9 protein-coding genes are annotated in these 14,035 nt (G+C 72.3%); 8 read left to right on the top strand and 1 reads right to left on the bottom strand.

The genetic code is table 11. From position 1 onward, the window contains the following. Positions 1-107: 107 nt before the first annotated feature. The 7 genes from ACIBNE_RS36600 to ACIBNE_RS36630 all read left to right on the top strand — a co-directional run bounded on the left by ACIBNE_RS36600 (position 108) and on the right by ACIBNE_RS36630 (position 11,093). Entirely contained in the window at positions 108-1,805 is a 1,698-nt protein-coding gene (locus ACIBNE_RS36600) for a DUF4192 domain-containing protein (RefSeq protein WP_399279545.1), read from the top strand. 133 nt (positions 1,806-1,938) lie between these two features. Then, positions 1,939-4,032 carry a glycogen debranching N-terminal domain-containing protein gene (locus tag ACIBNE_RS36605; protein WP_399279547.1) on the top strand — a complete coding sequence of 698 codons (2,094 nt, stop codon included), beginning with the start codon at positions 1,939-1,941 and terminating at the stop codon, positions 4,030-4,032. Between the two features lie 70 nt (positions 4,033-4,102). Next, positions 4,103-4,867, top strand: coding sequence for an NUDIX domain-containing protein (locus tag ACIBNE_RS36610; protein ID WP_399279549.1), 765 nt, complete (start codon positions 4,103-4,105; stop codon positions 4,865-4,867). Between the two features lie 170 nt (positions 4,868-5,037). Further along, entirely contained in the window at positions 5,038-6,963 is a 1,926-nt protein-coding gene (locus ACIBNE_RS36615; protein ID WP_399279551.1) for an ATP-binding cassette domain-containing protein, read from the top strand. A 205-nt stretch (positions 6,964-7,168) separates the two neighbouring features. Continuing rightward, on the top strand, positions 7,169-8,056 hold the full coding sequence (locus ACIBNE_RS36620; protein WP_399279553.1) for a FadR/GntR family transcriptional regulator: 888 nt from the start codon (positions 7,169-7,171) through the stop codon (positions 8,054-8,056). Between the two features lie 434 nt (positions 8,057-8,490). Continuing rightward, positions 8,491-10,041: an RNA polymerase sigma factor gene (locus ACIBNE_RS36625; protein ID WP_399279555.1), complete on the top strand. Its 1,551-nt coding sequence runs from the start codon at positions 8,491-8,493 to the stop codon at positions 10,039-10,041. Positions 10,042-10,247: 206 nt separating this feature from the next. Continuing rightward, the gene (locus ACIBNE_RS36630) at positions 10,248-11,093 is read left to right on the top strand and encodes a S1 family peptidase (RefSeq protein ID WP_399279557.1); all 846 of its coding nucleotides are present in this window, start codon (positions 10,248-10,250) and stop codon (positions 11,091-11,093) included. Between the two features lie 100 nt (positions 11,094-11,193). Here the strand turns inward: ACIBNE_RS36630 and ACIBNE_RS36635 are convergent, their stop codons facing one another. After that, positions 11,194-11,424: a hypothetical protein gene (locus tag ACIBNE_RS36635; RefSeq protein ID WP_399279558.1), complete on the bottom strand. Its 231-nt coding sequence runs from the start codon at positions 11,422-11,424 to the stop codon at positions 11,194-11,196. 451 nt (positions 11,425-11,875) lie between these two features. Between ACIBNE_RS36635 and ACIBNE_RS36640 the strand changes: the two genes are divergently transcribed. After that, positions 11,876-13,993, top strand: coding sequence for a type IIA DNA topoisomerase subunit B (locus ACIBNE_RS36640; protein ID WP_399279560.1), 2,118 nt, complete (start codon positions 11,876-11,878; stop codon positions 13,991-13,993). The last annotated feature ends 42 nt before the right edge of the window (positions 13,994-14,035 follow it).

Genomic DNA, 14,035 nt, shown 5'->3' on the forward strand with positions numbered 1-14,035 from the left:
CCATGCAACCCGATGGGACTGACAAAGCGCGAACGGCCGTCCGAGCCTGTGGATAACGTTATCCACAGGGGTGGCGGGGTCGGTGCGGGTCGCGGGACGGTCTTGCCATGAACCAGCACCACGACTCGACGAACCAGCACCACGACTCGGCGAACCAGCACTACGACTCGACCGAAGCGACCGACGAACAGCGGATCACCCTGCGCGGCCCCGCCGAACTCGCCGACGCGCTCCCGTACATTCTGGGCTTCCACCCGACGGACTCCGTCGTTCTCGTCGCGCTCCACGGCTCGCGCGGCCGTTTCGGCGGGCGTGTGAGGCTCGGCATCCCCGAATCGCCGCGCGAGTGGTCGCCCGTCGCCGAGCAGCTCGCCGAGTGCCTGATCGGGGAGAGCGGGCGCCGCGGCTCCCGGCCCGACGGCATCGTCGTGTTCCTCTGCCAGGACCCTGCGCGGGACGCGTCGGCCCGACAGGTCATGGAGCGTCTGCGCCCCTTCGCCCAGCGGCTGCGGACGGCCTGCGGCGCGCTCGACGTCCCCGTCTACGAGGCGATCTGCATTTCAGGCGGCCGTTTCTGGTCGTACTGCTGCCCCGACAGCCGCTGCTGCCCGGCCGACGGCCGACCGCTTGAGCTTCCGGGAACGACGGTCATGGCGGCGGCCGCCGCGTACGCGGGCATCCAGGTGCGCGGGACGCTGCGGGACATGGAGGCGCGGCTCGCTCCGCGCCAGGGGGCCGAGGCACAGGACCAGCAGAGGGCGCTCGACGACGTGGCGGCGCAGTTGCTGCCCCGGACGCTGCTGGTGGACGGCGGCTGGGAGCGGACCCGCAGCGAGACGCTGGAGCTGTGCCGGGCGGTGATGCGACGACTGGAGCGGTCTCGGGGAGGGGACGGCACCACGGACGCCGTGGACTTCACGGATGCGGGGAAGCCACCGGGCGCGAGCGGTACGCCGGGTGGGGGAGCGGGCACGGGAGCGGGCGGCGACGTGGCCCGAGACGCCGAGGACGACTGGCTGATCACCGACGACGAGGCGGCACGCATGATCTGCGGCCTCCAGGACCGGGTGACGCGCGACAAGGCGGCGCGGTGGATGGAAGGAACGGAAGCGGCGCCCGCGCTGCGACTCTGGCGGGCGCTCTCGCGCCGCTGCGTCGGCCCGTACCTTGAGTACGCGGCCGCCCCGCTCAGCCTGGCTGGATGGGTGGCCTGGTCGTCGGGCGACGAGCCGGAGGCGCGGATCGCCCTCGGGCTCGCGCTGCGCGCCGATCCGGAGTACCACTTCGCCCAGCTGCTCCACCAGGCGTGCAACCAGGGTCTGGACCCGGAGCAACTGCGGAACTGCCTGCGGGACGAGACCGACGGCGCCCTCCCCGATGCGGAGCGGCCCAGGCGGCGACTGCGGACGCGAGTGCGCCGGAGCGTCGGCGAGCGGACCAGTGGCGAGCGGACCAGTGGCGAGCGGACCAGTGGCGAGCGGGCCAGCGGCGGGGAGCCTGCCCGCATCGGGGGCGCGAGCGAGGGTGTGGCTGGGGGCGTGACAGAGAGCGTGACAGAGGACGTGACAGAGGGCGCGGTCGGTGGTGCGACCGGCGGCACGGCTCGTGCCGAGGGCCCGGTCCGGACGCGGGCTCCTCGGGCGAAGGGAGTCGGCACGCGGGAGCCCAACACGCGCGGACCCGGTTCACGGGAAGCCGGGAAGCGCCGTCCTGCCACCTCGCCAGACGCCTCCGACGCAGCGCCCCGGCGCCGCACACGGACGGACCGGCAGACCGGCCGTCCCGGCGGAGGGGCCGGGAAATGAGCGGCGTGCGACACACGGGAGCCGTGACCAGGCGCCGGGTGCCGACGTTCACCTGTACGGCGGAGCCGCTCGCCGCGCGCCACCGCGTCCGTCACGGCTGTCCGGAGCGCACAGAAGGCACAGGAGACCACCCATGGCCCCCATCGTCCCCGGCCAGAACCCTCGCCCGGGGAGCCCATCGGCCGCACAACCGCCCCCGCACCCCGGGGGGCGCCCGCCCGAAGGCGCCGGTTCCGCACCGCCCGCAGGCCCCCGCCAGGCCGAGCTGCCCCCGGCCCACCGCGCCCTCAGCTGCGTCGCCCTCCCCTGGGTGGTGCTCTCCGCCGAGCACGGACAGCTCACCGGACAAGGCCTGGACGGCTTCTACCTGTCGGGCAGGCGCCTGCTGTCCCGCTGCCAGCTGCGGATCGCCGGACGCGAACCGGTCGCCGTGCAGAGCAGATCGGTCACGGCGGAGCGGGTCAGGTTCCTGTCCGTGGTGCGCACTCCGGGCGCTCAGGGCCCCGACCCTGAGGTCGGCGTCGAGCGGCTGCGGGACGCCGAGGGCATCGAGCGGATCACCCTGCGCAATTCGTCGCCCCGCCCCCTCAGGCTCCCCGTGGAGATCGCCCTCGGCACGGACCTGGCGGATCTGGCCGCAATCGCCGGAGGCAGGACCGGGCCCGAACTCTCCGCGGGAGTCCACGACTCCGGCATGCGCTGGTCGACTGGGGACGCACTTGCGGTGGTCACCGCCGAACCGTCGCCGCAGTCCGTACTGGCCTCGGCCGGGCTGTTGCGCTGGGAAGTGGAGCTGGCGCCCGGCGGAACCCACACCATCGAACTGCGGATCCGCTCCGACCGTCCCGTGCGGCCGGTCGGCAAGTCCGGCGGCGGGCTGCCCGCCGATACGACGGCCGACGGCGACGACCCCAGAGTGGGACCCCTGCTGAAGGGCTGCGTCGACGACCTGCGCGGACTGCTGCTGCGCGCACCGGGCCATCCGACGGACGTGATCCCCGCCGCAGGGGTGCCCTGGCGCTGCGGAGTGGCCCCGGCCGAGGCGCTCTGGACCGCGCGCATGACCCTGCCCCTGGGCACCAGACTCGCCGCGGCCACTCTGAGGCTGCTCGCCCGCACCCAAATCCTGGCCGCGGGAGCGGATTTCGGCCGCATCCCCGGGCCGTTCCGGGACGCGGGCCCGTACCTCCCGCCCAGTTGTACGGGAATCGAGGCCACGCTCGCCTTTCCCGCGGTGCTCGCGGAAGCCAGGCGCTGGGGGCTGCCGGACCAGGAGGTCGCAGAACTGCTGCCCGCGGCCGAGCGCTGTCTGCACTGGCTGCGTTCCTCGGCCGGTCCCGACGGGCTGCTGCGGGAGCAGGGGCCCGGAGGACCGCAGCGCGCCGAGACCCAGGCCCACGCCCACCGCGCGGCGCTGCTCGGTGCCGATCTGCTCGACGACTGCGGGGGCCGGGGCGGCGTGGGGACGGGAGGCGTCGCCGACCCCGTGGCCTGGCGGGAATGGGCCACAGCGCTGCGCCGTACGTTCCGGGAGGCGTTCTGGATCGAGGACCGGGCGGGGGGCCGTCCGGCCGCGGCCCGTACGGCGAACGGGGCGCAGGTGCCGCACCTCGGCGGATGGGCGGCCCATCTGCTCGACACCGGTCTGCTGGGCGCGGGCCGGTTCGCCCCCGGGCTGCTGGACAAGGTGCGGGCCGAGCAGGTGGCCAGGCTGCTGGGCGGGCCCGCGATGGACTCGGGATGGGGCCTGCGCAGCCTCGGGGCGAAGGAGCCGGGACACAATCCGTTCGGGCACCGCGCGGGGGCGGTACGGGTGCACGAGACGGCGGTGGCCGTCGCCGGTCTCGCCGCGGCAGGGTTCGAGAAGGAGGCGGGGGCGCTGCTGCGCGGGGCGCTCGACGCGGCCGAGGCGTTCGGCCATCGGCTGCCGGAGATGTACGCGGGGGAGCAGCGCACGGCGGGCGGCGCCCCGGCGCCGCACCCGGCGGCCTGCCGCCCGGCGGCCCTGGCGGCCGCCGCCGGGATCCAGCTGCTCACCGTGCTCGCGGGCATCCGCCCCGACGCCCCCGCGGGTACGGTCGCGCTGGCCCCGATGCGGTCGGCTCCGCTGGGCGCGGTGCAGTTCAGCGGATTGCGCGTCGCGGGCGAGCCCTTCGCGGTCAGGGTCAGCAGGCTCGGCCTCGGCATGGTCGAGGAGGCGGCGGGACGGCTCCAGTTGGGAGTCTGACTCCGGACCGTCTGACTCCGGACCATGCGAAGGGAGTGTTTATCGTCAGGCAGACGACTATGATCGCTCCATGTCTCCCTACGACCCGTCGGCCTTTCCGCCCTTCGCCGTCACCGTCGACCTGGTCGTGCTCACCGTGCGCCGTCACGCCCTGTGCGCCTTGGTCGTGCGCCGTGGCGAGCAGCCGTTCCAGGGCCGCTGGGCGCTGCCGGGCGGCTTCGTCAAGGCGGACGAGGACCTGGGCGTCGCTGCGGCGCGCGAGCTCAGCGAGGAGACCGGGCTGTGCGCCCACGACCCGGCGGCCCCCGTAGCGGAGAACGGCGCGCACCTGGAGCAGTTGGCGACCTACGGCGACCCCGAGCGCGATCCCCGCATGCGGGTCGTCAGCGTCGCGCACCTCGCCCTCGCCCCCGACCTTCCGGCGCCCCGCGCGGGCGGCGACGCGCACAGCGCGCGCTGGGCGCCCGTGGAGGACCTGCTCGGGCAGGAGGGCGCCTTCGGCCGCGAGGACGAGCAGCAGGCGCCGCTCGCCTTCGACCACGCCCAGATCCTGGGCGACGGCGTCGAGCGGGCCCGCTCCAAGATCGAGTACTCCTCGCTGGCCACCGCCTTCTGCCCGCCCGAGTTCACGGTCGGGGAACTGCGGAGGGTGTACGAAGCGGTCTGGGGCGTCGCCCTCGACCCCCGCAACTTCCACCGCAAGGTGACCGGCACGCCCGGCTTCCTGGTCCCGGCGGGCGGCACCACCACCCGGCAGGGCGGCCGCCCCGCACAGCTCTTCAGGGCCGGCGGCGCGACCCTCCTCAACCCGCCGATGCTGCGCCCCGAGGTCTGAGCCGGAGCGGCAGCACCCCGGCGGCGGAGCGGCGTCGCGCTGCCGGTTCCGTACGCACGCGGTGACACCCTCAGCCCCGTGCTGCATCAAATGCCGGATATGTCGCGTTATCTTGCTGCGGTACCCACCTGCCGCCGAGCGGTCTCACCTCCCGCGAGAGAAGCGATGCGATGCTCCAGGCCATCGGACTGACCAGCGCCCCCCGCCGAGGACTCCCACCGGTCGTGGACGATCTGACCTTCGACGCCCGACCCGGTCGGGTCACCGCCCTCCTCGGTGCCGCCTGCTCGGAGACGAGCACGGCCCTCAGGCTGATGCTCGAACTCGAACCGGGCCGGGGCGTCACGTACTTCAAAGGGCGCCCCCTGCACCGCATCGCCCACCCGGCCCGCGAAGTGGGCGTGCTGCTCGGGGACGTGCCGGGCCACCCCGCCCGAACGGTCCGCGGCCAGCTCCGCATGCTCTGCGCCGCCGCCGGGGTCCCCGCGTCACGCGCCGACGAACTGCTGGAGGTCGTCGGCCTCGCCGGGCTCGGCCACCAGCGCCTCGGCGTGCTCTCGCTCGGCATGGACCGCAGGCTCGGCCTGGCGTCCGCGCTGCTGGGCGATCCGCACACCCTCGTGCTCGACGACCCGGCGAAGGGGCTCTCGCCCCGCGAACTCGGTTGGCTGTACGGGCTGCTGCGCGCCCATGCCGGACACGGAGGCGCGGTCCTCTACACCACCTCCGACCCCAAGGAGGCCGCCAAGCACGCCGACCGCGTCGTCACCGTCGACGCCGGGCGCCTGGTGGCCGACCAGGACGCGGCCGAGTTCGCCCGCACCAGGCTCCGTCCCCGCGTCGCCGTCCGCAGCCCGCACGCGGCGCGCCTCGCCGCCGTCGTCAGCCGCGAGGCCCGCGCCGCGCGGCGCTCCGTGGAGGTGGTCCCGGAGGACGGCAGCCTGCTCTCCGTGTACGGCAGCAGCTGCGCCGAGGTCGGGGACGCCGCCCATCGGCACGGCGTCCTCATCCACCACCTCGCCGACGAGATCGGCGATACGGGCCCCGCGCCCGCACCCACCGGTGTCGCGGCCCCGACCGCCCCCGCCGACGGCCCGTCCCCGTCCCCGTCCCCCGCCCCCGCCGACGGCCCGTCCCAGCCCCCGTGCCAGCCCTCGTCCCCTGTCCGCACTCCGGGCCCCGCCGGGCCCCCCGCGCCCGCCCTCCGGGCGAACCCCCTCACCGCGGAACCCGCCCTCCACGCTCCGTCGACCGGGACGCACCTGTCGCACCTGTCGCACCAGCCCCCCGCCCCCCTCCCGCCGCCCATCGCGCACCGCCCGCCCCGCGGTCCCCTGCACCCCCTCCGGTACGAACTGCGGCGCCTCCTCGGAGTCAGGACCGCGCCCCTCGTCGCGGCCGCCACCGTCGCCGCGTCCGCGCTCCTCGCCGTCCTGCTGGCCCGCACCGGGCGCACCCCGCTCCCCGCCGCGCTCGCGGGCTGGCCCGGCCTGCTCCCGCTGCCGCCCGCCGCGCTCGGCGCCGGGCTCATCGGCGCCCTCTCCTTCGGCGACGAGTTCCGTCACCCCGCGCTCGCGGCCGGGCGCGGCACCGTCCCCCGCCGCGTCGGCATGCTGCTCACCAAGCTCCTGGTCACCGGATGCGCCGCCGTGCTGCTCGCGATGCTCGTCCTGGTGGTCGACGCCGAGGCGCTGCGGATCGTGTACGGCGACGACTTGATCGCCGTACCGTCGAACTGGCGCTCACTCGCCGCGAGTTGGGTCGGTCTGTCGCTCGGCTGCGCTTGGGCGGGGCTGCTGGCGGCCGGGGTCTTCCGGGCCACCGCCGCGGGCGTGGCCGCCGTGCTCGCCGTACCGATCCTGCTCGTTCCGTTGGTGCGCAGGGCCCTTGACGCGCCGTCCGCGCGCTCGATCGCGGGCCTCCCCGCCAGGCTGCGGGAACTGTCCTGGGTGCAGTGGCCCTACGAGTTCGACCGGTGGCTGCTGGGCGTGGTGCACGTGGTCGCCCAGCCGGTTGGGGTCGCGCTCGCGCTGTCGCTGTCCGCCCTGCTCGGCGCGTACCTGCTCACCGCCCTTCGCGTCAGGGCCCGTTGGTGAGAGGTCGGTGGCTCCCGGTTCCCGCTTCCGGTGGTGACCGGCTGACGTCCCCGGCGGCGGGCGGTCCTGTCCTGGTCGTAACTCCCCGGAAAATGCCCGGTTCTTTACGATAAGTCGTCAATTGTGAGGCAGGCGCCGATCACCCTTTCGTGTGCTTTTCACCAAAGACCTCAAGGGCCACGCGGGCCCCGCCGACAAAGGATGCGTGAGTACCCTTGCGCACACCATGATGACCGCCGCCCGCTCCGCCGAGCCCAGCCTCGCGCCCCAGGGCGGACTCGACCGCTACCCCTACGCAGAGGCGCCCGGCGCCGACCGCGTCGGACCCCCCGCCTGGGACGGTGTCGACGTCGAGCTGGGCCGCGTGGGCCGCCGCACCGCGGGCAACCGAGGCCGCGGCCTGCACGGCCAACTCGTCCAGCAGCTCGGGCAGATGATCGTCTCCGGCGACCTCGGCGCCGACCGCCCGCTCGTTCCCGAGGAGATCGGCCAGCGTTTCGAGGTCTCCCGCACCGTCGTGCGCGAGTCCCTCCGCGTCCTGGAGGCCAAAGGCCTGGTCAGCGCCCGCCCGAACGTCGGCACGCGGGTCCGTCCCGTCAGCGACTGGAACCTGCTGGACCCCGACATCATCGAGTGGCGGGCCTTCGGGCCGCAGCGCGACGACCAGCGCCGCGAGCTCGGGGAGCTGCGCTGGACCATCGAGCCGCTCGCCGCCCGCCTCGCCGCCGGGCACGGCCGCGAGGACATCCAGCAGCGGCTCGGGGACATGGTCGAGATCATGGGCCACGCCCTCGCTCAGGGCGACGGCATCACCTTCTCGCGCGCGGACGCCGAGTTCCACTCCCTCCTCATCCAGGTCGCGGGCAACCGCATGCTGGAGCACCTGTCGGGGATCGTCTCCGCCGCGCTCCAGGTCTCGGGGGCTCCCGCGACCGGCTGCGACCGCCCGTCCGAGTCCTCGCTCGCCCACCACGGCCGGATCGTGGACGCCCTCGCGGCGGGCGACGCCGCGGCCGCCGAGTCCGCCATGCGGCAACTGCTCACGGTCCACCCCGAGGTGGAGCGGGTCGTTCCCGCGCCCCGCGAGCACTGACCCCCGCCGCACGGGCACTGGCCGCGCCCCGTGGTGACCGACCGCACCCAGCGGCGGCCGGCCGCTCCGTCCCGCACCCCGCGGCCCGAGGCCGGGTCGTCTCATCGTCTTCCTCGTGATGCCGTTCCGCTGACGCGACGCGTATCGCCGGGCCCTCGGGCTCGGCGACGCAATGTGGGATCCTGCACCGATTAGTCACTGCTTGTCTTGTATGGGGTGTGACTCGGGCCACGTGGATTGGGCGTAACGCTCCTGGAAACACCGCGATGACTTAAGAGGTGATGGCCGAGGAAGGAATACAGCCGCCCCCCTGGGCGCTGTGGAGGTCCTAGGTCCAGCCCGCGCCGTCGGTACATCCCCAACCGGCGGTCGTCGGTTCCGGTCCCAGCAGGGACGGAGCCGGAAGCCGTTTCCATCGTTCCGAGAGGTTGTTCGTGTCGGCCAGCACATCCCGTACGCTCCCGCCGGAGATCGCCGAGTCCGAGTCTGTGATGGCGCTCATCGAGCGGGGAAAGGCTGATGGGCAGATCGCCGGCGATGACGTGCGTCGGGCCTTCGAGGCTGACCAGATTCCGCCAACCCAGTGGAAGAATGTTCTGCGCAGCCTCAATCAGATCCTCGAGGAAGAGGGTGTGACGCTGATGGTCAGTGCTGCGGAGTCGCCGAAGCGCGCCCGCAAGAGCGTCGCAGCGAAGAGCCCGGCGAAGCGCACCGCCACCAAGACCGTCGCGGCCAAGACCGTGACCAGGACCGTCGCCGCCCCCGCCGTCCACGCCGCGGAGGCCGTGGACGCGTCCGACGACGCCACGGGGGCCACCCCCGCCAAGAAGGCGGCCGCGAAGAAGACGGCCGCCAAGAAGACCGCGGCCAAGAAGACCGTCGCCAAGAAGACGGCCGCCAAGAAGACCGCCGGCAAGAAGGACGACGAGCTCCTCGACGGCGACGAGCCGCTTGAGGACCTCCAGCCCGGCGCTGGCAAGGGCGAGGAAGAGGAGACCGAGGGCGAGGCCAAGGGCTTCGTGCTCTCCGACGAGGACGAGGACGACGCGCCTGCCCAGCAGGTCGCCGTCGCGGGTGCCACCGCCGACCCCGTCAAGGACTACCTCAAGCAGATCGGCAAGGTCCCGCTGCTCAACGCCGAGCAGGAGGTCGAGCTCGCCAAGCGCATCGAGGCCGGTCTGTTCGCCGAGGACAAGCTGGCCAACGCCGACAAGCTCGCCCCGAAGCTCAAGCGCGAGCTGGAGATCATCGCCGAGGACGGCCGACGCGCCAAGAACCACCTCCTGGAGGCCAACCTCCGCCTGGTGGTCTCGCTGGCCAAGCGCTACACCGGCCGCGGCATGCTCTTCCTGGACCTGATCCAGGAGGGCAACCTCGGTCTGATCCGCGCGGTCGAGAAGTTCGACTACACCAAGGGCTACAAGTTCTCCACGTACGCCACCTGGTGGATCCGTCAGGCGATCACCCGCGCCATGGCCGACCAGGCCCGCACCATCCGCATCCCGGTGCACATGGTCGAGGTCATCAACAAGCTCGCGCGCGTGCAGCGCCAGATGCTCCAGGACCTGGGCCGCGAGCCCACCCCGGAGGAGCTGGCCAAGGAACTCGACATGACCCCCGAGAAGGTCATCGAGGTCCAGAAGTACGGCCGCGAGCCGATCTCGCTGCACACCCCTCTGGGTGAGGACGGCGACAGCGAGTTCGGTGACCTCATCGAGGACTCCGAGGCGGTCGTCCCGGCCGACGCGGTCTCCTTCACCCTCCTCCAGGAGCAGCTGCACTCGGTGCTCGACACCCTGTCGGAGCGCGAGGCGGGCGTGGTCTCCATGCGCTTCGGCCTCACCGACGGCCAGCCGAAGACCCTGGACGAGATCGGCAAGGTCTACGGCGTGACGCGCGAGCGGATCCGTCAGATCGAGTCCAAGACGATGTCCAAGCTGCGTCACCCGTCGCGTTCGCAGGTCCTGCGCGACTACCTGGACTAGTCCCAGGCAGTACGAACGGTGTCCGGCGTGCCGGTGGCACGCCGCGATGGCCCGGTTCCCGCAGGGGGCCGGGCCATCGGCACGTCCGGGCTCCCGCACCCGTGTACGACCCGTACGCGATCCGCGACGGCCCGTGTGCGGGTGCGGGCGGCCGTCCGCTGATTGACTCTGGGTGGACCTAGTTCACCGGAGAGTCAGGAGGCCGTATGCGCCGTCCCATCACCCGAACCCTGACCGGGGCCCTCGCCCTGACCGCGGGCGTGGCGGTGCTGCCACTCACGGCCCCTGCCCCCGCCCAGGCCGACAGCATCGTCGTCGGCGGCAAGACGGCGAGCACGAAGGACAGCCCGTGGGTGGTGGCGCTGGCCAGCCGTGACCGGTTCGGGGGTATGCGGGCGGGCCAGTTCTGCGGCGGAGTGGTGGTGTCGCCGACCCGGGTGCTGACGGCCGCGCACTGCCTCAGCAGGGAAGTGCTGGGCGTGCCGCTGAGCGAGGTGCGCGATCTGCGCGTGATCGTGGGCCGCAACGATCTGCGCAAGTCCGGCGGCCAGGAGATTCCGGTACGGGCCACCTGGACCAACCCCGGCTACGACCCCGCGACCAACGCGGGGGACGCTGCGGTGCTCACGCTGCGCGGCGAGCTGCCGTCCGAGTACGCGCTCCCCATGGCGGCGGCGGGGGACGAGGCGTACCAGCCCGGTACGCACGCCAGGGTCTACGGCTGGGGCGACACCACGGGGATCGGCACCTACGCGTTCGCACTGCGCTCCGCTCCCGTGCAGGTGCTGCCGGACGAGGCGTGCGAGCGGGCCTATCCGGGCAACGAGGACGGGGAGTACCGGGCGGGCTCGATGCTCTGTGCGGGGGACGCTGAGGGCGGGCGGGACGCGTGCCAGGGGGACAGCGGCGGGCCGCTGGTGGCCAGGGGGCGGCTCATCGGGCTGGTGTCCTGGGGGAGCGGCTGCGGGCAGGCGGCGTACCCGGGGGTCTACACGCGCATCTCGTCGGTGCTCCGTTGGATGCGGGCGGGAGGGGCCGGAGGGCCCGCGTAGGGCCCGTGTACGAGAACGGGCGGCTTCCCCCTCATGTCTACGGGGAAGCCGCCCGTCGGCCGGTCCTGGACCGGCCCCTGGCTCGTCGGGATGCGAGGTGTCAGTGTTCCTCTTCGCCGGCACTGGCCTTGGCGGCCGTCAGCCGGTCGGTCTCATCCTGTATCTCCGCGGCGATCTTCTTGAGCTCTGGCTCGAACTTGCGGCCGTGGTGGGCGCAGAAGAGCAGTTCTCCGCCGCTGATCAGGACGACGCGCAGATACGCCTGGGCGCCGCAGCGGTCACACCGGTCGGTGGCCGTCAGCGGGGTCGCGGGGGTCAGAACAGTAGTCACGTCGCCTCTTCTCTAGCTCGACGAGCTGTCGTACCAGGGTCAACATCCAACCAGGCCGAAAACGTTCCCGCTCGTGGCTTTTCTTCGAAACTTCTTTTCCAGTTGGCTGTCTGTTGCCGGTTGGCGGCGAATGTGCCGTATTGCGGTGCTTTACGGTTTCGCTTGCTTCGTGTTGCTCGGGTGCTTGCTCAGGGTCTCGTCCGCCCGGCCGGCTTGCCGGGTTGTTCATGAGGACGTGCCCGGAGCCTAAATGGTTCATGCCTGGAAGGGAACGTGATGTGCGCGTCACTCCAACGAGGGATCGAACTTGCGTACGACTCTGGACTAGCATGAGGGTTCTCTAGGGTGGCGTTACAACGGCTCTACCAGGCATCGGTACCCTCTGACGGGCAATCGAAGTCGAGCCCTTACCCACTGGGCCTCAAATGAAATTCAGCGAGGAGCGAACCGCGTGACCGCCGAGACGTCCGTGCCGTCCACTGCGCTGCTGACCGGAGCAGACCGGGACGGTTCCAACTACACCGCGCGGCACCTGCTCGTACTCGAGGGGCTCGAAGCGGTTCGCAAGCGCCCTGGCATGTACATCGGTTCCACGGACAGCCGCGGTCTGATGCACTGCCTCTGGGAGATCATCGACAACTCCGTCGACGAGGCCCTGGGCGGCTACTGCGACCACATCGAGGTCGTGCTCCACGACGACGGCTCCGTCGAGGTCCGGGACAACGGCCGCGGCATCCCCGTCGACGTCGAGCCGAAGACCGGGCTCTCCGGGGTCGAGGTCGTCATGACCAAGCTCCACGCGGGCGGAAAGTTCGGCGGCGGCTCCTACGCCGCGTCCGGCGGTCTGCACGGCGTCGGCGCGTCCGTGGTCAACGCGCTCTCGGCCCGGCTCGACGTCGAGGTCGACCGCGGCACGGTCCACTCGATCAGCTTCCGGCGCGGCGTCCCCGGCAGCTTCGGCGGCGACGGCGCGGACGCCCCCTTCGAGGCGGGCAGCGGCCTGACCAAGGGCAAGCGCGTCCCCAAGGGCCGCACCGGCACCCGCGTCCGCTACTGGGCCGACCGCCAGATCTTCCTCAAGGACGCCAAGCTCTCCCTGGAGACGCTGCACCAGCGCGCCCGGCAGACCGCCTTCCTCGTCCCCGGGCTCACCATCCTGGTCCGCGACGAGCGCGGCATCGACGGGGCGGGCAAGACCGAGGAGACGTTCCGCTTCGACGGCGGGATCAGCGAGTTCTGCGAGTACCTCGCGCAGGACAAGGCCGTCTGCGACGTGCTGCGGCTGACCGGGCAGGGCATCTTCAAGGAGACCGTCCCGGTCCTCGACGACCGTGGCCACATGACGCCCACCGAGGTCACCCGCGAACTGGGCGTGGACATCGCGCTGCGCTGGGGGACCGGGTACGACACGACGCTCAAGTCGTTCGTGAACATCATCGCCACCCCCAAGGGCGGCACCCACGTCACCGGCTTCGAGCGCTCGGTGACCAAGACGATGAACGAGGCGCTGCGCGCGGCCAAGCTGCTGCGCGTCGCCGAGGACGACATCGTCAAGGACGACGCCCTGGAGGGCCTCACCGCGGTCGTGACCGTGCGGCTCGCGGAGCCGCAGTTCGAGGGCCAGACCAAGGAAGTGCTCGGCACGTCCGCGGCCAACCGGATCGTCGCCAACGTGGTCGCCAAGGAGCTCAAGGCGTTCCTGACGTCCACCAGGCGCGACGCCAAGGCCCAGGCCAGGGCCGTGCTGGAGAAGGCCGTCGCGGCGGCCCGCACCAGGATCGCGGCCCGTCAGCACAAGGACGCGCAGCGCAGGAAGACCGCGCTGGAGACCTCCTCGCTGCCCGCCAAGCTCGCCGACTGCCGCAGCGACGACGTGGAGCGCAGCGAGCTGTTCATCGTCGAGGGGGACTCCGCGCTCGGCACGGCGAAGCTGGCCCGCAACAGCGAGTTCCAGGCCCTGCTGCCGATCCGCGGCAAGATCCTCAACGTCCAGAAGTCGTCCGTGTCGGACATGCTGAAGAACGCCGAGTGCGGCGCGATCATCCAGGTCATAGGAGCGGGGTCCGGCCGGACCTTCGACATCGACGCGGCGCGGTACGGCAAGGTCATCATGATGACGGACGCCGACGTCGACGGCTCCCACATCCGTACGCTGCTGCTGACGCTCTTCCAGCGCTACATGCGGCCGATGGTCGAGTCCGGGCGCGTCTTCGCCGCGGTGCCGCCGCTGCACCGCGTCGAGCTGGTCCAGCCCAAGAAGGGCCAGGACAAGTACGTCTACACCTACTCGGACAACGAGCTGCGCCAGACGCTGCTTGAGTTCCAGCGCAAGAACATCCGCTACAAGGACTCCATCCAGCGGTACAAGGGCCTCGGCGAGATGGACGCCGACCAGCTGGCCGAGACCACGATGGACCCGCGCCACCGCACGCTGCGCCGCATCAACATCGGCGACCTTGAAGCCGCCGAGACGGTCTTCGACCTGCTGATGGGCAACGACGTGGCGCCCCGCAAGGAGTTCATCACCAGCTCCGCCGCGACACTGGACCGCTCGCGCATCGACGCGTGATCTCCACCCCGGGGTGGAGAGCGGAAATCCACCCCGGGGCCG

Source organism: Streptomyces sp. NPDC050504 (assembly GCF_044458065.1).
Classification (GTDB): Bacteria; Actinomycetota; Actinomycetes; order Streptomycetales; family Streptomycetaceae; genus Streptomyces.